Origin of the sequence: Oribacterium sp. oral taxon 108 str. F0425 (assembly GCF_000214455.1) — a bacterium.
GTDB lineage: Bacteria > Bacillota > Clostridia > Lachnospirales > Lachnospiraceae > Oribacterium > Oribacterium asaccharolyticum.
In genome coordinates this window covers 2,296,695-2,321,524 of sequence record NZ_AFIH01000001.1, presented here as the reverse complement: position 1 = coordinate 2,321,524, position 24,830 = coordinate 2,296,695, and the positions used below count along the sequence as shown (strand labels likewise).

The 24,830-nt window shown below is 44.4% G+C and carries 23 protein-coding genes and 2 tRNA genes; 19 read left to right on the top strand and 6 right to left on the bottom strand.

Going from position 1 to position 24,830, the window contains the following annotated elements:
• Window positions 1-206 precede the first annotated feature (206 nt).
• The 10 genes from HMPREF9124_RS10525 to HMPREF9124_RS10475 all read left to right on the top strand — a co-directional run bounded on the left by HMPREF9124_RS10525 (window position 207) and on the right by HMPREF9124_RS10475 (window position 11,298).
• Entirely contained in the window at window positions 207-458 is a 252-nt protein-coding gene (locus tag HMPREF9124_RS10525) for a TM1266 family iron-only hydrogenase system putative regulator (protein WP_009428667.1), read from the top strand.
• Window positions 445-1,557, top strand: a complete 1,113-nt coding sequence (gene hydE / locus HMPREF9124_RS10520; RefSeq protein ID WP_009428011.1) for a [FeFe] hydrogenase H-cluster radical SAM maturase HydE — start codon at window positions 445-447, stop codon at window positions 1,555-1,557. Before HMPREF9124_RS10525 ends, hydE begins: the two co-directional genes overlap by 14 nt.
• Before the next feature lie 186 nt (window positions 1,558-1,743).
• Window positions 1,744-3,192 carry a [FeFe] hydrogenase H-cluster radical SAM maturase HydG gene (gene hydG / locus HMPREF9124_RS10515; RefSeq protein ID WP_036598125.1) on the top strand — a complete coding sequence of 483 codons (1,449 nt, stop codon included), beginning with the start codon at window positions 1,744-1,746 and terminating at the stop codon, window positions 3,190-3,192.
• 113 nt (window positions 3,193-3,305) lie between these two features.
• A complete protein-coding gene (locus HMPREF9124_RS10510; RefSeq protein ID WP_009429973.1) occupies window positions 3,306-4,634 on the top strand; it encodes a GTP-binding protein in 1,329 nt (442 codons plus the stop codon).
• Window positions 4,635-4,671: 37 nt separating this feature from the next.
• Entirely contained in the window at window positions 4,672-5,904 is a 1,233-nt protein-coding gene (locus tag HMPREF9124_RS10505) for a metallophosphoesterase family protein (protein ID WP_009428877.1), read from the top strand.
• Window positions 5,901-7,874, top strand: coding sequence for an ATP-binding protein (locus HMPREF9124_RS10500; RefSeq protein WP_009429700.1), 1,974 nt, complete (start codon window positions 5,901-5,903; stop codon window positions 7,872-7,874). Before HMPREF9124_RS10505 ends, HMPREF9124_RS10500 begins: the two co-directional genes overlap by 4 nt.
• Window positions 7,875-8,208: 334 nt before the next feature.
• Window positions 8,209-9,690: an aldehyde dehydrogenase family protein gene (locus HMPREF9124_RS10495; protein ID WP_036598124.1), complete on the top strand. Its 1,482-nt coding sequence runs from the start codon at window positions 8,209-8,211 to the stop codon at window positions 9,688-9,690.
• Window positions 9,691-9,913: 223 nt separating this feature from the next.
• A complete protein-coding gene (locus HMPREF9124_RS10485; RefSeq protein ID WP_036597846.1) occupies window positions 9,914-10,930 on the top strand; it encodes a DUF4300 family protein in 1,017 nt (338 codons plus the stop codon).
• A gap of 131 nt (window positions 10,931-11,061) precedes the next feature.
• Window positions 11,062-11,147, top strand: a tRNA-Leu gene (locus HMPREF9124_RS10480).
• A 63-nt stretch (window positions 11,148-11,210) separates the two neighbouring features.
• Window positions 11,211-11,298, top strand: a tRNA-Ser gene (locus tag HMPREF9124_RS10475).
• A gap of 228 nt (window positions 11,299-11,526) precedes the next feature.
• Here HMPREF9124_RS10475 and HMPREF9124_RS10470 read toward each other — a convergent pair.
• From HMPREF9124_RS10470 to HMPREF9124_RS12900, 6 genes are all read right to left on the bottom strand, one after another.
• Complete coding sequence (locus HMPREF9124_RS10470) at window positions 11,527-11,763, bottom strand: DUF2442 domain-containing protein (protein ID WP_009427691.1); 237 nt, start codon at window positions 11,761-11,763, stop codon at window positions 11,527-11,529.
• Between the two features lie 15 nt (window positions 11,764-11,778).
• Complete coding sequence (locus tag HMPREF9124_RS10465; protein WP_009537152.1) at window positions 11,779-12,039, bottom strand: DUF4160 domain-containing protein; 261 nt, start codon at window positions 12,037-12,039, stop codon at window positions 11,779-11,781.
• 13 nt (window positions 12,040-12,052) lie between these two features.
• Window positions 12,053-12,475 carry a type II toxin-antitoxin system HicB family antitoxin gene (locus tag HMPREF9124_RS10460; protein WP_009428338.1) on the bottom strand — a complete coding sequence of 141 codons (423 nt, stop codon included), beginning with the start codon at window positions 12,473-12,475 and terminating at the stop codon, window positions 12,053-12,055.
• Between the two features lie 2 nt (window positions 12,476-12,477).
• Complete coding sequence (locus HMPREF9124_RS10455; RefSeq protein ID WP_009429558.1) at window positions 12,478-12,672, bottom strand: type II toxin-antitoxin system HicA family toxin; 195 nt, start codon at window positions 12,670-12,672, stop codon at window positions 12,478-12,480.
• 149 nt (window positions 12,673-12,821) lie between these two features.
• The gene (locus tag HMPREF9124_RS10450) at window positions 12,822-13,130 is read right to left on the bottom strand and encodes a type II toxin-antitoxin system HicB family antitoxin (protein ID WP_009428099.1); all 309 of its coding nucleotides are present in this window, start codon (window positions 13,128-13,130) and stop codon (window positions 12,822-12,824) included.
• A 25-nt stretch (window positions 13,131-13,155) separates the two neighbouring features.
• Window positions 13,156-13,251 carry a type II toxin-antitoxin system HicA family toxin gene (locus tag HMPREF9124_RS12900; protein WP_255348639.1) on the bottom strand — a complete coding sequence of 32 codons (96 nt, stop codon included), beginning with the start codon at window positions 13,249-13,251 and terminating at the stop codon, window positions 13,156-13,158.
• A 471-nt stretch (window positions 13,252-13,722) separates the two neighbouring features.
• Here HMPREF9124_RS12900 and lon point away from each other — a divergent pair, with 471 nt between their 5' ends.
• The 9 genes from lon (at window position 13,723) to HMPREF9124_RS10400 (ending at window position 24,829) form a co-directional block, all read left to right on the top strand.
• A complete protein-coding gene (gene lon, locus HMPREF9124_RS10440) occupies window positions 13,723-16,269 on the top strand; it encodes an endopeptidase La (protein ID WP_036598123.1) in 2,547 nt (848 codons plus the stop codon).
• A 169-nt stretch (window positions 16,270-16,438) separates the two neighbouring features.
• The gene (locus tag HMPREF9124_RS10435; protein WP_009429168.1) at window positions 16,439-17,470 is read left to right on the top strand and encodes a uroporphyrinogen decarboxylase family protein; all 1,032 of its coding nucleotides are present in this window, start codon (window positions 16,439-16,441) and stop codon (window positions 17,468-17,470) included.
• On the top strand, window positions 17,467-18,708 hold the full coding sequence (locus tag HMPREF9124_RS10430; RefSeq protein WP_009428807.1) for an SLC13 family permease: 1,242 nt from the start codon (window positions 17,467-17,469) through the stop codon (window positions 18,706-18,708). The genes HMPREF9124_RS10435 and HMPREF9124_RS10430 overlap by 4 nt, the downstream gene beginning before the upstream one ends.
• Before the next feature lie 220 nt (window positions 18,709-18,928).
• Window positions 18,929-19,579: a GntR family transcriptional regulator gene (locus HMPREF9124_RS10425; protein ID WP_009428093.1), complete on the top strand. Its 651-nt coding sequence runs from the start codon at window positions 18,929-18,931 to the stop codon at window positions 19,577-19,579.
• An 85-nt stretch (window positions 19,580-19,664) separates the two neighbouring features.
• On the top strand, window positions 19,665-20,687 hold the full coding sequence (locus HMPREF9124_RS10420; RefSeq protein ID WP_009429548.1) for a uroporphyrinogen decarboxylase family protein: 1,023 nt from the start codon (window positions 19,665-19,667) through the stop codon (window positions 20,685-20,687).
• Between the two features lie 160 nt (window positions 20,688-20,847).
• Window positions 20,848-22,068 carry an ABC transporter substrate-binding protein gene (locus HMPREF9124_RS10415; RefSeq protein WP_009428833.1) on the top strand — a complete coding sequence of 407 codons (1,221 nt, stop codon included), beginning with the start codon at window positions 20,848-20,850 and terminating at the stop codon, window positions 22,066-22,068.
• Between the two features lie 86 nt (window positions 22,069-22,154).
• Complete coding sequence (locus tag HMPREF9124_RS10410; protein WP_009429569.1) at window positions 22,155-23,030, top strand: branched-chain amino acid ABC transporter permease; 876 nt, start codon at window positions 22,155-22,157, stop codon at window positions 23,028-23,030.
• Entirely contained in the window at window positions 23,027-24,019 is a 993-nt protein-coding gene (locus HMPREF9124_RS10405) for a branched-chain amino acid ABC transporter permease (RefSeq protein WP_009428884.1), read from the top strand. The genes HMPREF9124_RS10410 and HMPREF9124_RS10405 overlap by 4 nt, the downstream gene beginning before the upstream one ends.
• Window positions 24,020-24,049: 30 nt before the next feature.
• A complete protein-coding gene (locus HMPREF9124_RS10400; RefSeq protein ID WP_009428579.1) occupies window positions 24,050-24,829 on the top strand; it encodes an ABC transporter ATP-binding protein in 780 nt (259 codons plus the stop codon).
• Window position 24,830 lies beyond the last annotated feature (1 nt).

Below are 24,830 nucleotides of genomic sequence, written 5' to 3'. Positions count from 1 at the left end.
CGAGGTGACGGAAACTTCATACAAGGATGTACATTTGGAATAAACAAGGTGTCTCAGGCAATGCCTGTGCCATTTGTCAGAAAAAGGTCTTGGAAGTTTTGCTCCAAGACCTTTTTCTATGGTATACTTCATTACAGAACAATGCACAATAATGTACAACAATGCAGAACAATGCACAACAACAATGCACAAAGGAGGGCAAAGAAATGGAACAGGAAAGCAGAATTGCAGTGATGGCAATTATTGTAGAAAACAGGGATTCCGTGGATGAGTTAAATACGCTTTTACACGAGTATGGAAATTATATTGTAGGAAGAATGGGACTGCCCTATGAGAAGAAAAACCTGCATATCGTATCCATCGCTCTGGATGCGCCCAATGATACCATTTCCGCTCTGGCAGGAAAGATAGGAAATATTTCCGGAATCAGTGTAAAAACAGCCTATGCCAACGCATAAGGAGACGGAGAAAGGGGTTTCCGAACTCTTGCAGCTTCTTTTCAAAAAGCATCACTTAAGCCTTTCCTCTTATGAGAAAATTCTTCGGGAAAGGACGAAGGAGGAAGAGGAGCTTGCAAGGAGTCTGGCAAGAGAATGCACGGAAAAGTATTACGGACGCGGCGTCTATACGAGAGGGCTGATAGAGTTTACGAACTTTTGCAAGAATAACTGCCATTATTGCGGAATCCAAAGAGACAATGGCGAGGTGGAGCGTTATCGCCTTTCCAAGGAAGAGATTCTTTCCTGTTGTGAGGAAGGGTATCGATTGGGTTTTCGGACGTTCGTGATGCAGGGGGGAGAGGATCCCTATTTTACGGATGAGCGAATCGTAGACATTGTTTCTGCGATAAGGAAAGCTTACCCCGACTGTGCAATTACCCTGTCCATCGGGGAAAAGTCCGGAGAGTCCTATAAAAAGTATTTTAAGGCGGGAGTAAATCGTTATCTTCTTCGTCATGAGACGGCGGATGAAGCGCATTATCAGTACCTGCACCCGAAGGAGCTGAGCTGGAAGAAGAGGATGCGCTGTCTGAAGGAACTAAAGGAAATCGGCTTCCAGGTGGGATGCGGCTTTATGGTGGGATCTCCCGGACAGACTGTAAAGACCCTGGCAAAGGACCTCTACTTTATCCAGGAATTTCAACCGGATATGTGCGGAATCGGGCCTTTTATTCCGCAACATGCCACAAAATTTGCAAAGGAAAAGGCGGGAAGTCTTAGGGAAACCTTGTTTCTTCTTGCACTTCTTCGTCTGATTAAGCCAAATCTCCTGCTTCCGGCTACGACGGCTCTCGGCACGATTGATGAGCATGGCAGAGAACTTGGCATTCTTTCCGGGGCGAATGTACTGATGCCGAACCTTTCGCCGAAAGAGGTCAGGAAGAAATATCTTCTTTATGACAACAAAATCTGTACGGGAGATGAGTCGGCACAGTGCAGGGCGGACTTAGAGAAGAAAATGAAAGCAATCGGAGCGGAGCTTTTAGTAGACAGGGGGGATGCGAAAAAAGAGAAAGAGAGCGAGAGTAAAAGAAACAGACGGACTTGCTGTGAGTGAGAGAAATAAAAGCAAGTGCGGAAAAATCAGTTCAAATTAGTCTATTTATCATCTGAACGGAATGTTCCTTTTTTTGAATGGAACATGTCTTTAGCGGAATAGCTCATTTTTTTTAAAATGAATCATTTCGATATTTGACGTGAGAAGCATTTGAAAAAGGATTTCGGACCGAAAGAAGGGAGTATCATGAACTACAATCCAAAATCTTTACAAGCGGAAGAATTCATTTCTCATGAGGAAATTCTTGAGACTCTTCGTTTTGCGGACGAGAAGAAGAACGACAGAGCCTACATCGAATCTATTTTAGAAAAAGCAAAACCCATTTACAATCCAAACGGAAGCTTACATTGTGGAGGACTGAACCATAGAGAAGCCTCTGTTCTTTTGGCCTGTGAAATTCCGGATTTGAATGAAAAAATGATCAAACTTGCGGAAGAAATTAAGCTGGCCTTTTATGGAAATCGTATCGTGCTCTTTGCCCCGCTCTACCTTTCCAACTACTGTGTGAACGGATGCACCTATTGCCCGTATCATGCGAAAAACAAGACCATTGCAAGAAGAAAGCTCACGCAGGAGGAAATCAGACAGGAAGTCATTGCCCTACAGGATATGGGGCATAAAAGACTGGCTCTTGAGGCAGGGGAGGACCCGGTACATAACCCGATTGAATATATTTTAGAGAGCATCAAGACCATTTACAGTATTCATCATAAAAATGGAGACATTCGCAGAGTCAATGTCAATATTGCCGCAACCACGGTGGAGAACTATAGAAAGTTAAAGGAGGCCGGAATCGGAACGTATATCCTCTTCCAGGAGACCTACCATAAGAAGGCTTATGAAGAACTTCACCCCACAGGCCCGAAACACGACTACCGTTATCACACGGAGGCAATGGACAGAGCCATGGAAGGCGGAATCGACGATGTGGGAATCGGTGTTCTTTTCGGCCTCGACAAATATCGCTATGAATTTGCAGGACTTCTCATGCATGCGGAGCACTTGGAAGCGGTGCACGGTGTTGGACCGCATACGATTTCCGTACCGAGACTGAAGAAGGCGGACGACATCGATCCGACTCAATTTGATAACGGGATTGACGATGAGATTTTCTCGAAAATTATTGCCTGCATTCGGATTGCCGTACCCTATACCGGCATGATTATTTCCACAAGAGAGTCCGAAGAAGTGCGAAAGAAAGCACTTTCTATGGGGATTTCCCAGATTTCCGGTGCGTCCAGAACCTCGGTTGGCGGCTATACGGATCAGGAAAGGCCGCATGATACGGAGCAGTTTGACGTTTCCGACCAGAGAACCTTGGATGAAGTCGTAAAGTGGCTCATGGATCTCGGCTATATTCCCTCCTTCTGCACGGCTTGCTACAGAGAGGGAAGAACCGGTGACCGCTTTATGGCACTTTGCAAATCAGGACAGATTCAAAACTGCTGTCATCCGAATGCCTTAATGACCTTGGCAGAGTACCTGACCGACTATGCAAGTCCCGAAACCGGAAAATGCGGAGAAGAGCTTATCGAGAAAGAGCTTGCGAGCATTCCGAATGCAAACCGGAGCAGAATTGCCGGGGAGCATATTAAGAGTATCTACAAATCAAACAAGAGAGACTTCTATTTTTAAGTTCAGTAGAGGAGCCATTTCAGAAAGATAATCTTTCTTATTTTTACGTGTCCCTATGTGGCAATGCAAAATGAAGAAAGTTTAACTCAATGATCTTCACTTAAGGAGGAACTATGAGCTTGCAGGATACACCGCAGAGTGAGCGAATCCATATCGGCTTCTTCGGGAGGAGAAACGCGGGAAAATCGAGCCTGATTAATGCCATTGCGGGACAGCCGGTTTCCCTCGTTTCGGAGACGCCCGGAACAACAACAGACCCTGTGCGAAAAGCCATGGAAATCTTACCCCTTGGACCGGTGCTTCTCATTGACACCCCGGGAATCGATGACGAGGGGAGTCTTGGAGAAATGCGTGTCGCGCGCAGTAAAGAGGTGATTCGGGAGACGGATATTGCACTGCTTGTTTTGTCCGCGAAGGTCTTTCTGGAGGAAAATGCCGCGTTTTTACAAAGGGGGCTTGAGAGGGGTGAGCCCCCTGTTTTTCGATTGCTTAAAGCTTTGAAAAGGGAACAGTTTCTTCTTCCGGAGCGGGAAAGAGCGCTCTTGGCCGATTTCCGGGAGGAAGATATTCCTGTTATGCTGATTTTCAGTCAGGTGGACAGGCTATCCGAAGCGGAACGGGAAGCGCTTCAGATAGTCATTAAAATTCTGCGGGAAGAAAAAACAAAGTATGGCATTTCGGAAGTCCGGTCTTCCTCCGGCCTTAATTTAGAAGGTATTGAAGAAATAAAAAGTGCACTGGGAGCCTTTCTTCCGAAACAAAAAGAGAGAAGACTTTTTTCGGATCTTGTGGAAGCGGGAGATTATATCGTTCTCGTAAGCCCGATTGATGAGTCGGCGCCGAAAGGAAGAATCATTTTACCGCAGCAAATGGCAATACGGGATCTTCTCGATTACCATGCGATTCCTGTTGTTGCGCAGCCGGAAGAATTAAAGACGATTATGGAGAGTCTGGAGGGAAAGGTAAAGCTTGTTGTGACGGATTCTCAGGCCTTTAAAGAGGTGGAGTGCATCCTGGAGAAGGCGGTTCCCTTGACCTCCTTTTCCATTCTGATGGCAAGGTACAAGGGCTTTTTGTCTTATGCTTTAGAGGGCTGTGCGGTTTTGGATTCTCTGGAAGAGGGAGATAAGATTTATATTGCGGAAGGCTGTACGCACCATAGGCAGTGCGGAGACATCGGCACGGTGAAGCTTCCCAAGATGCTGGAAAAGTACAGCGGAAAGAAGCTGGACTTTGTTTTTACGGAGGGGAAGGGCTTTCTTTCCGAAGAGAAACAGAAAGAACTAAAGCTTATGATTCATTGCGGTGCTTGTATGCTTAGCGAAAGAGAAGTACAATCCAGATATCGGGATTTTCTGGACAAGGGAATTCCTATTTGCAATTATGGTCTTGCTATGGCAAAGATGAACGGGATTTTAGACCGGGCAGTTGCGATGCTGTAGTAAGGGAGAGCAGAGTAAGGAGAGGAAAGGACTTTTCATGGTGCGTTTGATACATACGGCGGATTTACATTTGGATACTACTTTTTCGTCGCGCTTTTCCAAAGAAGAGGCGGAAGAGAGGAGACAGGGACTGCTCCTGGCATGGAATAAGCTTTTGGACTTCGGGGCGGAAAAAAGGGTACAGGCGGTACTGATTGCGGGGGACTTATTTGACAGCCCCGTAGTTTCCCGTTCCACCATGGACATTTTCCTTTCTTCTATCAGGAAAAATCCCGAAATTTCCTTTTTTTATCTAAGGGGAAACCATGATACAAAAAATACCTTCCGTTTCCAGGAGAATCTCCCGAAAAACTTGTTTCTTTTCTCCCATGAAGGGAAAAAATACCGCTTAAATGAAAAACTTGTTCTTGCGGGACAGGAATTTTACGGGAGAGGAGAGCAGGAAGAGGAAAACTACTTCTTTGATTCTGAAGAAGAGGAGGAACAGGCTTTGGAGGAGGGGATGAACTGCTTCCCGGAGAAGGAAGAGCCTGTGCAAGGCATCTGGAATTTCAAGGAAGAAGATTGTAACCTTCTTATGTTACACGGCATGCTAAGGGAGTCCTCCGTTTCCAAAGAGACGTCGGAAGAGAAGGCTAGCTCCGAGAGGACGCCGGAGACAGTGCAAACGGAAGACGGTATCTCTCTAAGGGCGCTGAGCAAATATCCGATTCACTACCTGGCACTCGGACATATCCATAAGAGGGAAGAGGGCAGATTCGGTGCACTACGCTACCTCTATCCCGGTTGCCTGCAGGGAAGAGGATTTGACGAAGAAGGAGAAAAAGGCTTTTATTATCTGGAAATTAACGAGCAGAATAAGGAAATCCGAACGGAATTTGTTCCGCTAAAGGATGGGGAGTTTCGTATTATCGAGGTACTGCTTTCCGAAGAAGACGGAAGCTTAGAGGCTCTTGAGAAAATAACGGAAAGGATTCGAGAGGAAAAAGCAGGAGAAAAGGACAGCCTCAGGATTATTTTAAAAGGAGAAAAAAGCCCTGAGGGAGAGAGGAATCTCCGCTATCTGGAGAAGCAATTAAGCGAAAATCATGCCTATGTAGAGATAAAAGAGGAGTGTCGCTTAAAGCTTCATAAAGAGGATTTTATGCATGAAAAGAGCCTGAAAGGAGAGTTTCTCCGTATGGTCAGTGACAGTGAAAGCTTGAGTGAAGAAGAAAAAGAAAAGATTATCCTTCTGGGGATAGGGCTTCTGCAGGGGGAGGAATTATGATTATCAAATCTTGTCATATTGCACAATTTGGAAAGTGGAAGGAGAAGGACTTCTCCTTTTCGGATGCGTTGAACCCTTATCTCTGGGAAAACGGGGAGGGAAAAACCACCTTGATGCATTTTTTCCATATCATGTTTTACGGTCTGTCCGGAGATAGAAAACAGGATATTCTTGAAAATGAAAGAAAGCATTTCATGCCTTTTCAGGGCGGAAATTTTGGCGGAAATATTCATTTTCAGGAGAAGGGAAAAAATTATATTTTGGAGCGAAGCTTCGGCTTAAGAAAGGCGGAAGACAGCTTTCGGCTCTTAGAGGAAGGCGGAAAAGAAAGTAAAGACTACAGTGAGAATATCGGAGAGGAAATTTTTTCGTTAGACAGCGAAGCCTTTCAGAAGGTATGTATGATCAGTCATGAGGACCTTTCCTTACGGTTTAACTCCAGTATTCACGCGAAGCTCGGCAATGTTTCGGATGACCGGGAGGATATGCAGAAGTTCCAAAAGGTACAGAATACCTTGAAGGATGCCATTAATGCACTTTCTCCCAATCGACGAACCGGCGCGATTTTTAAGAAAAAAATGGAGGAAGAAAGTCTCTCCGCATCTCTTTACAGAAAGAAAGAGGAAGAGGAAGCGGTGCTTTCTCTGGAAGAGGAAGTCCTCTCCCTGGAAGAGCAATGGAAAGAGAAAACAAAGGAAGAGGAAAGACTGGAAGAGGAGGTTCAAAAGGGAATCGTTGAAAAGGAAGCGCTGGGGAAAAAGGTAGAATACCAGAAGCTGCAGGAAGAATTGGAAAAAGCCCATTATCGTTATGAAAATGCGAAGAAATGGTACTATCAGAATCGTTTGGAGAGTTTGAGCGAGGAAGAACAGGACAGACTGTGGAAGGAAGAACTGCAGGAATTGAAATCCAAGATCAATGCTTTAAAGAAGGAGGCGGAGAAACCGAAGGAAGAAGCTTCTTTGGAGAAGGGAACAGAAGAAAGGGAAAGAAGAAATCCTTTGATTTATATTTTGTCCGTCACGGCACTGGTCTTTTTGCTTCTCTTTTTCTTTAAAATCAGCGGGGGAAACCTGCCGGTACCGGGAAGCCTTTCGCTATTAATCGCCATTCTCCTTTTTGCGATTGCTTTTGCCATTTACTATGGAGAAAGGGAGAGAAGAAACGCTTATCTGGGAAGACGCCTTGCGGAAGAAGAGAAGAGAGGAAAGGAAGAGTCGCTCCGTCTCTTGTCTTTGGAGGAACTGCTTTCCCACTATCATAAGGTAGAAGAGATGCTTTCTTTGGAAGCGGAAGAGAAGGAAAGGCAGGAGGCGCTTTCCGCCTTTTTGGCACAGGGAGAAAATAAGAAAACCGTAGAGAATTCCGCGGCTGACTTTGTTTCATTAGAAGAGGCGCAAAGCAGGCTGGAAAGACATCGAAAAGAACAGGAGCTACTGAAGGACAACATCCGGGAAAAGAGAGAAGAGAGAGAAGACAGGGTGGAGATTCTTAAGGCTCTTTCCGAACAGGAAAGAACGCTTCAAGCTGTTCGGGAAGAACGACAGGCTATGGAAGAACGAATTCATATCCTGCAGCAAACCAAGGACTATCTGGAAAAGGCAAAGGATGCCTTTGCATCAGAGTACAGAGGACCGATTCTTTCCGCTTTCACGAAATATTTCCAAGAATTAACAAAGACCAAGATGCAATTCGCCATCACAAATGACCTTGAAATTGAATTTATAGAGGGAGGAATGCGGAGAAGTTTAGCCTACCTGAGTGAGGGCTTACAGGATTTGTGCCGTTTTGCGATGAAACTTGCTATTTTTGATGCGATGTTTCCGGACGGAAAGGCTGTACTATTCCTGGATGACCCTTACAGCCATTTTGATGATGAGAAAGGAGAAAGGGGACTTGCTCTTTTAGACGGTCTTTCCGAAAAGAGACAGATTCTTTACTTTACCTGTTCCGCATCCAGAATGCCGTAACTTCGGGAAGCCGGATAGGCAGTACGTTGCCAAATCTCTGTCGGAAAAACAGAGAAAAGATTTTTATATTTATTAAAATTGTATAAAAATCATAGAATAAATAGTCAAAAAATAGTCAAACTTTAGAAGAATTTCACAAATTAGAATAGACTAATTGTTGGGTTTTCTATGATACAATCCTTTCAAATTCCAAACGAGATATCGCACGCTTTATGCAGGATACTCGTTATGAATGAAAAAAGAGATACCGCGTGCCCGGCAAGCGATACTCGTAAAGAATAAAAGCTTTTTTGGAAGCTTATGGAATTATTATTATGAAAAAGGAGATTCTATCATGGAAAAATTAGATCAATTTTATGGACTGTTTATTGACGGTGAATTTTGCGAAAGTTCGGATAAGGCCAGATTCAAGACCTATTCCCCGGCGACCGGCGAAGTTCTTGCGGAGGTTGCGGAAGCTACGAGAGAAGATGTGGACCGCGCAGTATCTTGTGCATGGAAAGCCTTTGCATCCTGGAAGAAGCTGGATAAGGTAAGCCGCTCCAAGATTCTACTGGATATTGCGGATATTATCGATGCCAATAAAGAGCATTTGGCCAGGGTGGAAAGTATGGATAACGGTAAGCCGGTAAGAGAGACCCTTGCTGTAGACGTTCCCTTGGCGGCAGACCATTTCCGCTACTTTGCCGGAGCCATTCGCACGGAAGAGGATTCTGCAACCTTCTTCGATGAAAATACCCTTTCCCTTATTATCCATGAGCCAATCGGGGTTGTGGGACAGATTGTGCCTTGGAACTTCCCCTTTTTAATGGCGGCATGGAAGCTTGCGCCGGTACTTGCGTCCGGTTGCTGTACCGTATTAAAGACCAGCTCTTCCACACCGCTGAGTGTACTGGAGCTGATGAAGCTGATTAAGGATATCGTACCGAAGGGTGTGATTAATGTCATTTCCGGCTCCGGATCTAAGTCCGGCCAGTATATGCTGGAGCATAAAGGCTTCAGAAAGCTGGCATTCACAGGCTCTACAGAGGTGGGATACAGCGTGGCAAAGGCAGCGGCAGACCGCTTGATCCCGGCAACCTTGGAGCTTGGTGGAAAGTCGGCTAATATTGTTTTCCCGGATTGCGATTTCGATATGGCAATTGACGGATTGCAGCTTGGAATCCTCTTTAACCAGGGACAGGTGTGCTGTGCGGGTTCCCGTGTATTTGTCCATGAGGATATTTACGACAAATTTGTGGAAGCGGCAGTGGAACAGTTTAACAAGGTTAAGGTTGGAAATCCATTGGAAGCGGACACGCAGATGGGTGCACAAATTAATGCAAAGCAGGTGCAGAAGATTCAGTCCTGTGTAGATATTGCGGTGCAGGACGGTGCGAAGATTGCCTGCGGCGGAAGAGTCTTTGACGAAGGGGAATTAAGTAAGGGTGCCTTCTATCGTCCGACACTTCTTATCAATGTGGACAATTCGATGCGCGCAGCCAGAGAGGAAATCTTCGGACCGGTTGCGGTGGTGATTAAGTTTAAGACCGAGGAAGAAGTGATTGCCATGGCAAACGACTCCGAGTACGGTCTTGGCGGAGCGGTTTGGACAAGAGACATCAACAGAGCAATGCGTGTGGCCAGAGGCATTGAGACGGGACGAATTTGGATCAATACTTACAATGCTATCCCAGCAGGAGCACCGTTTGGCGGTGTGAAGACCTCCGGTGTGGGAAGAGAGACGCATAAGGTTATCTTAGAGCACTACACACAGATGAAGAACATCTATATCAATCTGAAGGAAGAGCCGTCCGGATTCTATCCGAAGAAATAAGAAAAAAGGATTTGTAAAAATGTAAGTTGCAGTTTTTTATTGCCATGCAGGTCCGTGGCGGGGTTAGCGAAAACGCGCCCCGCTGCGGACCTGTTCTGCATAAGGGGGCTTTTTGGCAGCCCCTTTCTTTTTATAAAATAAGAAAAAGAATTAAGAAAATAGTCGCAGGATTTTGCCTTCTGTCTTATATAGTACTGAAAAAGAGAAAGAGAGGTTTGTTATTTTGAAAAGAAAAATATGGATGTCGATTTTAGGATTAACGATTGCTCTTGCTGCGTGCGGAAACAGTGGCGGAAAGGCGAAAGAAAGCACAGTTAGCGAAGCGACGGAAAAAGCGGAAGTGAAGGAAAGTGAGAGTGCGGAGTCTTCGGAAAAGTCTGAAAAGAGCGAAGAAACGGTAAAGGAAACAGAGAATAGTGCGGGGGCAGGGGAATCCGATGCTCCAATCAGTAAGGCCAAGCTGAAGTTGAAATACTCCAACCTCGTTGACGCGGAAACCAGAGAGCGGGTAGAGGCGGCCTTAAAGAATGCCGGACTTAAGGAGGATAAAATCAAGTCTTTTTTTGCCGCAGTGGATGAATACAATAACGCCGTGGGAAAAGAGAATCTGGTACAGGAGATGACTACGATTGATGCCGGATTTCCGAGCCTGGACAGCGATAAACTCGTAGATGCCTGGCTGGATAAGGGCGGATATGTCGGACGGAACTGCAGAATCACCGCGTTCTCCCTGATGGGAGACTTTATTACCGTAGGAAATCCGACTCCCGGGGAGACCACCATGCTCTTCTCCGACTTTGATGCCATTTCCGCGAAACAAATCTTTACAGGAGAGGCAAAGAAGAACTATGATACCGTTTTTTCCTATATCGATGTAGAAAATACACAAGACACGGCTATCTTATCGAGTGCTATTGTTCAATCCTGGAAGGAGAAAGAAATTTCCTTTCACAATGATAAGATGCATATGATTTCCGTCTTTATGACTATGGACGACGGCCTGAATAAGGTGCAGGAGTTTATCGGGCATGTCGGCGTTTTGGTACAGGACGGTGATAAGTACTTATTTATTGAGAAGCTGGCCTTTGAATTACCGTACCAGGTAGATGAGTTTTCTTCTTTACAGGAGGTAAATGATTATCTGATGGGCTACTATGATAAGGACGCGGACGGACTTACGGCCAAGCCCGTTATCTTCAAGGACGGGGAAATGATGAAGGAATACAGGGTTTTGGACTGAGCTAAATGTAGTTTTTAGACTGACCCCAATGTGGGTTTTGGACTGATAAAAAAATATTGACAAAGGGATGTTCATTCTGTATCATTAGTCTGTTGCAATAGAAGCGACACGGTTAGGAGCAATCTTAACATGCCGGCGTGGCGGAATAGGTAGACGCACAGGACTTAAAATCCTGCGGGACATAAATCTCATACCGGTTCGACCCCGGTCGCCGGCAGCAAAGGAGAATAATCGGTGAGAGATCTCGCCGGTTTTTTTATACCTTTCCTGTGCAGAATATGGAGATGTACCCAAGTGGTTGAAGGGTCCGCACTCGAAATGCGGTAGGTCGGGTAACCGGCGCGAGGGTTCAAATCCCTCCATCTCCGTGATTTTAAAACGCTAGATTTTAAGCCTTTAATGGCTTGTGGTCTAGCGTTTTTGCTTGTTTTTACTTCCTTTTTTGTAAGATGCTTTTACAACTCTCATCACTTCTCTTTGTGTGGGCTGCTCCTCAAATAAGGCGTAAGCATCTGCCCATTTACCATTTTTCTAAGCCGATACTTCCCGGAAGGAAGCTGGTCAACGCCTTTAGGAAGTTTATTCATACTTGCCTCCTATGAATTCTCGTATAGGTATTCCGGCGCTATGTCCGTTTCATCATCCCATACTACAGTTCCGTCCTCGACGTGAGCCGTAGAAAAGAAATCCTCATTTTTAAGTTTCTCGTATATCGGTTTGTGAAGTTGCGGAAGAAAGTCGAAAATTCCTTTTTTACCGTCTATAAAAGTAAGCAGAAGCTTATGGTTTTTTGCTACTTGAACATCTTTAACTATCCACTTTGGAATATGCATAGTGTTGTCCTCCTTTTATTTTAGTGGATCTATTTTGTAAAGTGGCTGCTCTGATATTGCTAAGTCCCAATTTGCAAGCAGTTCGTCCTTATGGATTTCAGCCCAAGCGCTAATTAATTTAATTTGTTTCTTTGGTATTTCACCTTCTATAAGGTCTCCGTCCAAAGTGAAAGTAGCATAGTAGCCTTGATAGCTTGCATGGAAATGGGGTGGATTGTGTTCCCCATTGTTATACATTCTGATAATGATTCCATAAAACATAGATATTGTTGGCATAGTATTAATCCCCCTATCCTCCTAATCTCTCCAGTAAAGCCTCCTGTAGTACTTGGGAAAAGTTTATACCTTGTGCTAAGGCTTTCTCATTCAGCCACACGGGGATAGTGAGGTTTTTTCGCACAGACTTATTGAAGTGTAACTTTGCATACTCATCAGCATCAACACTGATAAGATTTACAAAATAATCCGACGGCTTACCTGCCCCCAATTCTTCTGCATAGGCAACAGGATCTACTGTATCAACAGGAGAGGAGACAGGGAATGGATCGCCGTCACGTTTCAAACCAACAAGCTGTAAAGCTAAGCACTCAACAGCCATGTTCATGGCATCGTTTAAATCGTTTCCACAGGTCGCAACATCAAAATCGGGGAATAAAACGGAATATCTCCCGTCGTCTTCTTTGTAAAATATTGCCGGATATATACTTAACATGGTTAGCTCCTCTCTATTCCTGCTTGTTTGTAGATAGAACACTCGGTAAACTTAGTAAGCTCCTTAGTGTGGAAGGGGATTGTTACCTTGCCCTTTTTAATCGGGTGCTTGTACTGCCTGTGTGAGCCTTCTTGACTTACAAGGTACCAGCCGTCTTTTAATATGATTCTTTCCATTTCCTTGGCTTTCTTCGGCATAATACTTTCCCCTCTCTATTTCTTTAGGTATAGTCTATCCCAGGAACACGCATTAAGTCAATACGCATAACCCTAAGCCTGTAATCTCTCCATTAAAGCTTCCTGCAGTACCTGCGAGAAGTTTATACCTTGTGCTAAGGCCTTTTCATTTAGCCATTCCGGAATAGTGAGTGTTTTTTTACGGCTTTGTTCAAATTCTGTTTTCTGTAGATCTCTGTATCACAGGCTATAAAGTTCTGAAATTCTCCAGCCTCTAAGGGAAGTTTTTCGGAGGGTGCCGGAATAGACAAGCCTTTATCCTCATAACTAACTAAGGTCATGGCCAAGACATCTTCTGCCATATAGAGGGCATCACCTAAGTCGTCTCCACAGGTGTAGCAACTTTCCAAGTCTGGGAAGTTTACGGAAAATTGTCCATTGTCTTCAGGTGTAAATACTGCCGGATAAACGTATTTCATATATTTTCTCCTTCCGGAAGAGGGGCTATCTCAGCCCCGCATCCTTTAAAATTCTGTTTAGTGTTCCGGTTGCTATCTCTTTTGATTGGTGTCTCGGTAGTCTGAAGCTTTTCCTTGTGATTTCACTGTATCATTCATCATGTTCTTTACCATGTTCTACTAGGTAGCAACCATTTTTCTTCAAGAGTTTACTTAGTTCTGAAACTTTCATTTTCTTTCTCCTCTCTTAATACGTGTTATACACGTGCAAAATAAGTATGTCAAGACTTTTTATATGGAATGTAGATGAAGATTTGGAATGTGTACCGGTCAAGACTGATTGCGCCTACTATTAGTCTTACGGCATTCCGGTTATCCCTACACTCGGAAAGCTTGGAGTCCGGTCTTTTTGTGGATATAAACAATTTCTAAAATCCTTGACAGGGATAGGGGCGGGTGATACTCTGTAGAGGATATTAGCACTCGAACTATATGATTGCTAACAGGATTTCGAAGGGCACGAAAAAGGCACTCCGGAAGAGTTTCTCGCCGGATAGGAAAGACATGGCGGAGGGATTCTCGAGTTTCCGTTTCGCCTTTCAAAAGGATGGGTATGAAAATGAATAAATTAGTGGAAGCACTAAAGAAATGGATAGAGAAAAGAGAAGAAGGAGTAGAGAAAAAAGGAAGAATTTCCGCAATTTCCAGGGAAATTCCGAAGACCAAGGGAGAGGCCTGTTCGGAGAAGAAGAGCGGAGAAGAGGATAAAAATGCTGAACAGGCAAAGTCAAACGAAAAGACAGGGGAGGCTTTGCAAGCATTTTCCGAAGAAGAAAAAGACAGAGGAGGACAGGCTATGCGAGTAGTACCGGTTTACAACATGATGATTTTGCCCAATTCCTATATTTATTTTCAGATTGATAATTTCAGGACTTTGGCAGGAAAGACGGTAGAAGAGGGCGATAAGCTTATTTTAGCCGTTTTACATAAAAATGAGGTGGATACCAGGGCGCTTCACAAGGAAGAAGTGCATCCTATCGGTGTGGAAGGAACGATTAAAGAAATCAGTAAGGACGGTTATGCGGTAGTGGAAACCGGAAATCGAGTGCGTATTGATGCACTTTCTCAGGTGGAAGGAGAACCCCTCCTTTTGCAAACCACGCCCTTATATGATGTGGAAGATGTGGATCGAGAGGAAGCGGCTAAGAAATTACAGGAGATTAAAGAGGAGTTAAAAGGCTTGGTGGAGCGCTTCCATGCAGGGAAAGTCATGGCAGGGATGATCGACCACCATCAGGCGATACAGGAGGTGGCGTGTGTTCTGTCTCCCTGGCTAAGTCTCAACAATGAAGAAAGATATCGCGTTTTACAGGAAGACCGACTTTCCGTCCGCACGAAAATGCTGGAGCAGATAATCTATGAATATATCGAGGTGACGAAGGTTACCACCGATGCAAGAACCCAGCAGCAGGAAGATTATCAGAAGCTGTATAAGGAGCAGGCGCTCCAGAAACAGATTGATTATCTCCAGAAAGAGCTGGATGAGATGCATCCGGAGAAGGTTTCCGACCTTCGAAAGTTTGAGCTGCGTATTGCGGAAGCCGGGATGAATGAAACGGCAAAGAAGGAAGCCGGAAAGATTCTAAATCGATTGAAGAATGAGGGGACGAACGGGCAGGAAGCCGGTATGCTCTATGATTATCTGGATTTCGTGACCGGGCTTTCCTGGAAGAAGGAAGAACAGAAGGAAATTGACCTGGATGAGGCGGAGAAGATTTTATCGGAGGACCATTTCGGCTTAAAGAAGGTTAAGGAGAGAATGATTCAGCAGATTGCGGTCATGAATCTGAAGAAGCAGCAGTCCGGCTCCATTCTTCTCTTTGTGGGAGCTCCCGGTACAGGGAAAACCAGTATCGGAAAGAGCATTGCGAAAGCGCTGGGAAGAAAATATGTTCGCGTGAGTCTAGGCGGTGTACGAGACGAGGCGGACATCCGCGGGCACAGAAGAACCTATCTCGGTGCCATGCCCGGTCGAATCATGGACGGTATCCAAAAGGCAGGCGTTTCCAATCCGGTCATGGTACTGGATGAGGTGGATAAGCTTTCCGCCTCCTATAACGGTGATCCTGCTGCGGCCCTCCTTGAGGTTTTGGATCCGGAGCAGAATAATACTTTTACCGACCACTACATGAATGTGCCTTATGATTTGTCCGATGTGCTCTTTATCTGTACGGCAAATTCTCTGGACACCATACCGGCGCCGCTCTTAAATCGTATGGAAGTCATCCAGTATCAGGGCTATACCCCGAAAGAAAAGTTTGAGATTGCAAAGCGCCACCTCCTTCGAAAGTCCTTAAAGGGTGTAGGTTTACAACAGGAAAATGTGGAAATTACGGACGAAGCCCTGGAAAATATCATCTCCGATTATACGAGAGAAGCCGGCGTCAGAGGCTTAAAGAAGAGACTGGATACCTTATGCCGTATTGCGGCAGTCCATCTTGTTAAGGGGAAGGGAGAGAAGATTTCCGTAGGAAAGGGAGACCTTAGAGAATATCTGGACATGAACCCGCTGCATAGAAGAGAAGTAAAGGAAGAAGGAAAGCCGGGAATTGTTACCGGCCTTGCCTGGACCGCGGTAGGCGGAGAAATCCTCTATATCGAGAGCATGTTCACGAAGGGTGAAGGGAAGCTGAATATCACCGGACAGCTTGGCGATGTGATGAAGGAGTCCGCCCAGATTGCCATCAGCTTGGTAAAGTCCATGTTCCCCGATAAGGCGAAGCTCTTTAAGGAAAATGATTTGCATATTCACGTTCCGGACGGGGCAACGCCGAAGGACGGACCCTCAGCGGGAATTACGCTTACCATTGCCCTTGCATCTTTAGTGACGGGGCAGGCTGTCAGTCCGCGGATTGCCATGACCGGAGAGGTTTCTCTGGAAGGCTTGGTGAACCCCATCGGCGGACTTCCGGAAAAGCTCATGGCGGCGGAACGTGCCGGTGTAAAGACCGTTCTGATTCCGAAGGCAAATGAAGACGATCTTAGGGATGTGCCGGACGAGGTTAAGGAGAAGCTGCAGATTCTCCCGATTAAGACTGTGGAAGAAGGATTGGAACTTTGTGAGATAAAATACACGAAATCCGGACTGGAAGTCGTGTAAAAAAAGAGAAAATTGTTCAAAAAGATGCCTTATTCTTTATGGATTAGGCATCTTTTTTAGTGCAATAAATTTATTAAGAATAGGCAAAAAAACTATATTTTTTTTAAAAAATCTATAATTAAACTTGTTTTTTACAACTCGTTGTCTTGAGGTTTTAGGAGGAGAGACTATGTTAAGTAAAAAGGAACGAGTCCTTGCCGTACTTGAAAGAGAAGCGGTAGACAGGCCGCCGATTTCCGCATGGAGACATTTTACGGAATCGGAGCACGATGGAGTGGATCCCTTTGTGGAAGTGATGTTGAACTGGCAGGAAAAGTGGGATTTCGATTACATGAAATTACAGCCCAGAGCATCTTATTATGAAGAAGCTTTCGGAGCGGAGTTTGATTATACGAAATACGCGGGTGTTCTCCCGACCTGCATTAAAGCACCGATTGAGAAGGAATCCGATTTTGATGCACTTACGGAAGTGCCCGGGAGTCATAATATCTTTCAGGAACAGGCGGAAGTGATTCGGAAAATACGGGAAAAGGTAGGAGATGAGATTCCGATTTTCCAAACAATCATGTGTCCGACCAGTATCTTACAGAAAATCTGCAATATCAATCCAATCGGCAGATATCGGGAAGCAAGCCGCGAGGATTTGCTTGTGCAAACGATGAAAAATCATCCGGAAAAGGTGCATCATGCGCTGAAGGTGATTACAAAAACACTGCAGAATTATGCGGAAGAGCTAAAGAAAGCCGGAACCTTCGGCGTATTCTATGGGGCGACAGGATTGTCCCGTGACTCTTACCTTCATTATTCCGAGTGGGAAGAATTTGTGAAGCCCTATGATTTTGAGGTTTTCGAGGCGATGCGTCCTATGAAACTGATGGTGCATGCCTGCGGAATCTATGTGCATCCAGAGTATTTTGCACATTATCCGATTGATATTTTACACTGGCCGGAAAGTGCAATAGGAAATCCCTCTTTGGACAGCTCGAAAGAGTGGCTGGATCCGAAAATCACACCCATGGGGGGCTGTGATGAGCGTCTATTCGGGCAACATAAGGAGATAGAAATCAATCTTCGAACGAGAGACGCCGTAAAGCGAATGAAGGACATTCCCTTCTTCCTTGCACCGGATTGCTCCCTTGCACTCAATACCTACGATGAAGAACTCAAAGCTTTTATAGAGGCGGGAAAGGAGACCGTATGACTTGGCAAGCTACATTTACTTGCGTAGTATTTTTGATTACATTGATTTTACTGGTTTGGCAAAAGGTTCCCATGGTCATTCTCGGAGCCGCCATTCCGGCCGTGCTTGCCATAGCGGGGGTTATTGATCCGAAGGAAGCTTACTCGGATTTCGGAAATACCACGGTTGTATTCTTTATGGGACTCGTTGTGGTTGGTGAAGCCTTCTTTAAAACGGGTCTTGCGGAATTCCTCGGCGGAAAAATCATCGGGCTCCTCGGAAAGACGGAAAAGGGTCTAATCCTGGGAACGGGCATTGTTGCCGGCGGTCTTTCTTCTTTCTTAAATGATACAGGCTCAACTGCCTGCCTTATGCCGATTGTAGGCTCCATGGCAGACAAGGCAAATGTCAAGAAGTCCAAGCTTCTTATGGCTCTTGCCTATTTTGCATCTCTTGGCGGAACCGTTACCCTTGTCGGAACAACGCCCCATATCGTGGCAAACGGTATTTTAAAGGACAACGGACTTCGTGAATTCGGGTTTTTTGAGTATACAAAAATCGGTTTACCGCTCCTTATCATCGGTATTCTGTATATGTGCTTTTTCGGCGTAAAACTTCTTCCGGAAAAGGATGTAGAAAGTGCTGCGGTAAACAGAGTCAGTGAAAAGAATCCCGGAAAGATGCTTCTCGTGGCTGTTATCTTTATCGGTGTACTGGTTTCCATGGCCACCAATATTATTCCCATGCATATTGCCGGGGTTATCGGAGCCATTTTGGTTGTGTTGACAGGTTGCATTACCGCGGAGGAAGCCGTTAAAGCATTCCCGACTTCGACAGTCTTTATCGTAGGCGGTATTTTCCCGTTGAGTAAGGCGCTGGTCTCCACAAAGGCTGCGGAATTCATGGTTCAGGCGGTGCAGCCCGTTCTGTCTCATTTTCCGCCCATCATTTTGCTCGGAGCGATTACCTTCCTGATGATTTTCGTAACGCAGTTCCTGATGAACAGTTCGGCAACGGTACTGGTTCTGCCAATCGCCATTCTTCTTTCTCAGGCAGCAGGCATTAACCCTCTGGCATCCGCCATGGCTGTTTCCGTCTGCGCATCCGGTGCCTTTGCGACGCCTTTCGGAACGGCTCCGAATCTCCTGGTATGGGAGGCAGGCGGCTATTCCATTAAGGACTATTTCCGTTGCGGTTTCCCGATGTGCATCATCTTCGGACTGGTTGTGACCATTCTGTGCGGAATTTTCTATTTGTAAGGGGGAAAAGACTGCAGTTTTGCAAGCGGTATTCATCATTAAGTAAAATATGATTAAGTAAAATAAGAAGCCTTTGGCTTCTTATTTTTTGCTATATAACCAAAATTTTGACATTTATTTTGTGAAAATTATGCATATTGACAAAAAAATATAGAGCGGTATACTGAAATAACATACTAATGGTTGCAGTAATAGTTCAGTGAACATACCAGGAGAAAAATTGGAAGAGAAAAATCTAAAAAGCCTGATATATCAAGGTGTCTATCGGGATGTGGCAAACGGAATTTTAAAGCCGAATGAAATCATCTCTGAGAATAAAATTGCGGAAAAATATGGAGTAAGCAAATCTCCGGTCCGAGATGCAATGGTTGAGCTGTGCAAAGATGAAATACTAAAAAGCATACCCAGGATGGGGTATCAGGTTATACCGGTTAATTTAAAGGACATTTTGAATATCATAGACTTTAGAGTAGATATTGAAATAAGCGGTTTGCGAAGATATGGAAACCACTTTACAGACGAACAAATTGCAGTTTTGGAAAAAATAACGGAAAGAGGGATGGAAAACGACGCAACTGCGTCGGAAGGATGGTTTAAAAACTATGAGTTTCATACTGCCCTATATTCTTTCTATGAAAACGAATTTGCTCTAAAGTATTTATCCAAGTTGATAAGACAGGGGGCTACTTTTATCTCTCAATATTTTATTGCCGCACGAGGGAAAAATCGCGAGTTGAATGGAAGAGTTCATATGGAGATAGTGGAGGAAATCAGAAGAGGAGACATAGAGAAAGCCTGTAAGATTCTGCAGTCTGATATTGAGTCCATAAAGCAGGACATAGCGTTGCTTTACGGGTGGACTCAGCAATAGAGATTACTGCCGGATGATTGTGACCCTTCAAAAAAATCATAGGAAGTTTGCGATTTTCAATAACGATATAAGGAGGAAGAAAAGCATGGAAACAAAAAAGGAGAGAGTATTTAAGGCATTACGAAATGAAGAGGTAGTGGATGTACCTGTTGGTTTTTGGCATCATTATTTAGAGGATGAGCATGTCGATGCGCTGAAGACTCCTGCATACCATACACAGAATGTCGAAGGGGCAAAAAAATTCAAAGAGGAATTTGATCCGGATTTTGTAAAAGTTATGACAGACGGATATTTTTATTTACCGATAGAATTGGATATCTCTTCTGTAGATAAGCTTCCGAATTTTACCTTGGTGCCAATTGAGCATCCTTGGTTTCAAAAGCAGATAGAGCTTGCGAAAGAGTATAGGGAGATTTACGGAAAGGATATTGCCATCTTCCATAATCTTTTTGCCCCACTATGGCATTTTGAAGAGGCAATTCGAAAAGCATATAAGGTGGATGCGGAAGAATCTCATGAAATCATTTTGGGATATCTGAAGGAAAATCCCGAAGCGGTGGCTTCTTGCCTCGATAAGATTGCAGACAATCTTTCTCTTCTTTTGAAAGAAGTGGTCAAAGAGGGCGTTACAGACGGTATTTATCTTAGTGCACAGGATATGCACCGTTACATTCCGGATGCACTTTACAGACTATATGTTACCCCGAGCGAGAAAAAGGTTCTGGAAAATGCAAAAGCATTTTCTCCGTACAATCTTCTTCATATTTGCGGTTGGAGAGGCAATACGAATTTCCTGACGATTTATCAGGATTATCCTGCAATTGCTTTTAACTGGGCAGTGAATACGGAGTGCCTGTCTCTTAGAGAGGGAAAGAAATTTTTCCATGATAAGTGCGTAATCGGCGGATTTTTGAATACGGAGGACAGCATACTGTTTACCGGAAACAAAGGGGAGATTCAGAATTACACCCAGAAGCTTCTTAAAGACGTTGGACGTAAGGGTGTCATCATCGGTGCCGATTGTACATTGCCAAGATCGATTGACTATGAAAAAATTCAATATATAAGAGAAGCGTGCAAGGGCGATTTTCAAAAAATTGTAGGCTAAATTGAAAATTATAATCCGGTTTTAAAATTGCAGTTCGAATTAGATGTTGCACTGAGGAAATTTATTCAATCTCCACGGGTTGAATTAAGGAACTAATTTTTATCCAAACAGAATGTGCCCGAAAAGTCGGACAGCATTTCGTTTAGACAAGGAGGAAAACATGTTATTGAAGAAAATGAAGGCATCTCTTGCTGTTGCGCTGGTTGCGTCCATGTCTCTTTTGACAGCATGCGGTGGTGGCGCGGAGAAGAAGGCGGACACAACGGAAAAGAGCGGAGAGACACAAGCGGCCAAGGAAGGGAATGCTGCAGAAGGCGGCACAATCAAGCTTGGCGTGTTGGCACCGCTGACAGGAACCAATGCAGAGTATGGAAAAGGCTTCCAGATTGCTATGCAGATGGCGGTAGACAAGATTAATGCAGATGGCGGAGTAAAGGGCAAAAAGTTCGAGCTTAGTGTGAAGGATTCAAAGGGTGATCAGAAAGAATCCTCAGACCTTGCAAGACAGTTTGCGGATGATGATGAAATTATGGCAATTTTGGGAGACTTTACCTCCGGTTGCTGTATGGCGAATGCCAGCATTGTAGATGAAGCGGGCATCGTGCAACTCTCTCCGACAGCTTCGAACCCCGATTATGCTCCGATGAGTAAATATTGCTTCAGTATTATGGGATTGCAGAGTGCGGAGGCACCGTTTGCCGCCAAGTATTTACTGCAGAAATACGCAGGAGCAAAAAATGTCGGTGTTATTTATATCAATAGTGACTGGGGAACATCCGCCTTCTCCAACTTTGAAAAAGCGGCAAAGGAAATCGGCTTAAATATTGCTGCCAGCGTAAACTATGTACAGGATGAAAAGGACTTTTCCAGCTTGATTACCAAGTTGAAATCCGCTAATCCGGATCATGTTATTATCCTTGACCAGGGAGCCGTTCCGCAGATTATCAATCAGATTCGTACAAGCGGATGGGATGTTCCATTGGCAGCACTTGGACCGGGAACTTCCGAGCAGTTGATCAGCCAGACCGGAAAGAACAGCGAAGGTTTATTGATTACATCTCCTTTCTTCTTCGATCCGGAGAATAAGGAACTTACTGCATGGAAGGATGAGTTTGTATCGAAGGCGGGATTCCAGCCGACCATTCATCCGGCTTGCGCTTATGACACGGTATATCTCATTAAGACAGCTATTGAGGCGATTGATGGGGATATCACCAGAGAGGCTATTCGTGACAAGCTTGCTGAAGTGGATTACACAGGGGTAACCGGGCCGATTAAGTTTACGGAAAACGGAGATATTAACCGTCAGTACATGATTTGCGGAATTGAAAACGGACAGTATGTAATCAAGGAAGGCTTTGACTACAGTAAAGAGAACTAGAAAATCTTGAAAAAGAACATTTATAGAATGGTATCAATGTAACGTACTGATTTTGTTTTTTGGCAGAAGAAAAATTGAGGGGGATTATGGAATATTTTCTGAATCAGTTAATCAATGGTCTGTGCCAAGGGGCTATTTATGCACTTCTCGCAATCGGCTACTCTGTCATTGTGGGAGTTGTGGGAATGGTTACCTTTACTTATGGTGAGGTAATTATGATTGGAGCATATACCTCCATGTATATGTTTCAATATTTTGGAAATAACCTCTTGATGGGCATAGTGGCAAGCTTTTTGACCACTTGGATTATGGGAATAGCCATATATCATATTTGTTATGAAAGATTCAGCAATGCGCCGAGGCATATCCCCCTCCTTTGTACAATCGGTTTCAGTATTTTGGTGAAAAACCTGGCGCAGATTTTCTTCGGACCGAATCAACAGCCGATTTTAAATGTCATTAACAATACGATTTATACAATCGGTCCTGTTCAGGTACAGAAAATACAGTTAATTATCCTTTTTGTGGTGGTTGTCCTCGCTGTTATTTTAAGTTTGGTATTTAATAAAACGACTTGGGGAATCAGCCTTAGGGCTGTAAGCCAGAATAAAACAGCCGCAAGTATGGTAGGAATCAACGTGAAACGCATGTCCATGATTGGGAACTGTATCGGATGCGGTCTTGGGGGTGTCGGGGGAACTCTACTCGGACTGTATTATCAAATGGCCATTCCGACAATGGGCGGTTCCTACGGGATGAAAGCGTTCTCCGCTTCTGTTTTGGGCGGACTGACGGATATTCCTTTCTCTGCAGTAGGAGGAATGTGCCTCGGAATCATAGAGAATTTGGGAATCACCTTTTCCTCGGCGAGTTTTCGTGACATTTTCGCCTTCGGCTTCTTGATTCTGGTGCTTCTAATCAGACCGGAAGGATTTAAATCCAAGAAAGGAGAGAGAGTATGAGTAAATCCGAAGTTCCTGTTTTAGAACGATGGGATGGCTTTTACCGGAAGTATCGTATTTTTCTCTACATCCTTCTGGGGATTGTTCTCCTTATCCTGCCGGTTCTTTTTCCTAAGAATTATATTATGGGAGTACTGTGTAGAATTCTGATGTACTCCACCTTGGCCGGCGCCTTGAACAGTATTAACGGCTACAGCGGACAGACTTGTCTCGGTATTGCAGGCTTTTTCTGCATCGGAGCCTATACGGAGGCTGTACTGGCAACGAAGCTTCACCTCAGTTTTTGGCTTTTGCTTCCTGTTTCCGGTATCGTTACGGCATTGATTGGCTTGCTCATTGCTTTACCGACTTTGAAGATGAGAGGAATTTATCTTTCTATCGTTACCTTAGGGTTTTCGGAGATTGTAAGACTCATTGCATTGAACTGGACCGGCGTTACCGGAGGGGCGCTCGGGATTAAGGGTATTCCGGCACCGGAGCTTTTTGGCTATTCCATAAAAAATGCAAAATCGTATTATTACATTTTCCTCGTTATAGCTGCATTATTTTTATTTGTGACGAATAGGGTGGTTCATTCCAGAGTGGGTCGAGCTTGGATGAGTATAAGAGAGGATCAGTTGGCCTCCCGTTCCCTGGGAGTGGAAACGCCTAAATATAAAGCCATGAATTTCATGTATGGCGCCTTTTGGGCAGGCGTTGTCGGAGCAACCTACGCTCCTTATGTAAAATTTATCGATTCGACTTATTTTACCCTGGATGAAGGATGGAATGTATTATCTATGGTCATTATAGGGGGACAGGGAACCTTACTTGGCCCTATTCTCGGAGCGGGAATCGTGAACTTTATTACGGAGATACTCAGGCCGATTGGAGAGTGGAGACTTGTAGCCTTTGCCATTTTGATTATTGTCATGCTCTGGCTCAGACCGCAAGGCTTGGCAGGAGCATCAGACAGTATTCTTTCCGGGAAAAAAATCTCGCGTTCCTAAGATAGGACTTTATATAGAAGAGGGAAAAAGATGGAAACCATATTGGAAGCAAAGGGCGTTTGCAAATTCTTCGGCGGTTTGAAAGCGGTAAATCAAGTGGATATGCAGGTTGCCAAAGGCGATATTTTCGGCATTATCGGGCCGAACGGTGCCGGAAAAACGACATTTTTTAATAGCTGTTCCGGAATATATTCTCCAACTAAGGGAAAGTTTTATTTGAACGGAGAGGACATTTCCTTAATGAGCTCCGATCAAATTGCTCGAAAGGGAATGGCTCGTACTTTTCAAAATATTCAGCTGTTTAAATTTATGACTGTACGGGAAAATGTAAAAATAGGGTTTCATACGCGGACTAAGTCGGGAATCATGGATGCCATTTTCCATTCTAAAAGATTTAAAGAAGATGAGAAGTTTGTAGAAGAACAAGTAGCTCAGGTTCTGGAAAAGGTAGGTTTGTCGGATTATGCCGATACGATGGCGGGGAATTTGTCTTACGGGATTCAAAGAAAGGTGGAAATTGCTCGTGCACTCGCACTGAATCCGGAAATTCTCTTATTGGATGAACCTGCAGCAGGAATGAATCCGAACGAAACGGAGAGTTTGAGAGAATTTATTATTGCGTTAAACAAAAGCGGATATACCATAGTTGTCATTGAACATGATATGAAGTTCATCATGAATTCCTGTAATCGCATTTTGGTTTTGAATTTTGGAGAGAAAATTTGTGAAGGAGGACCGAAGGAAGTTCAGGAAAACAAGATGGTACAAGAGGCTTACTTTGGTCATGGAAAATTGATGGGAGATATGTGAT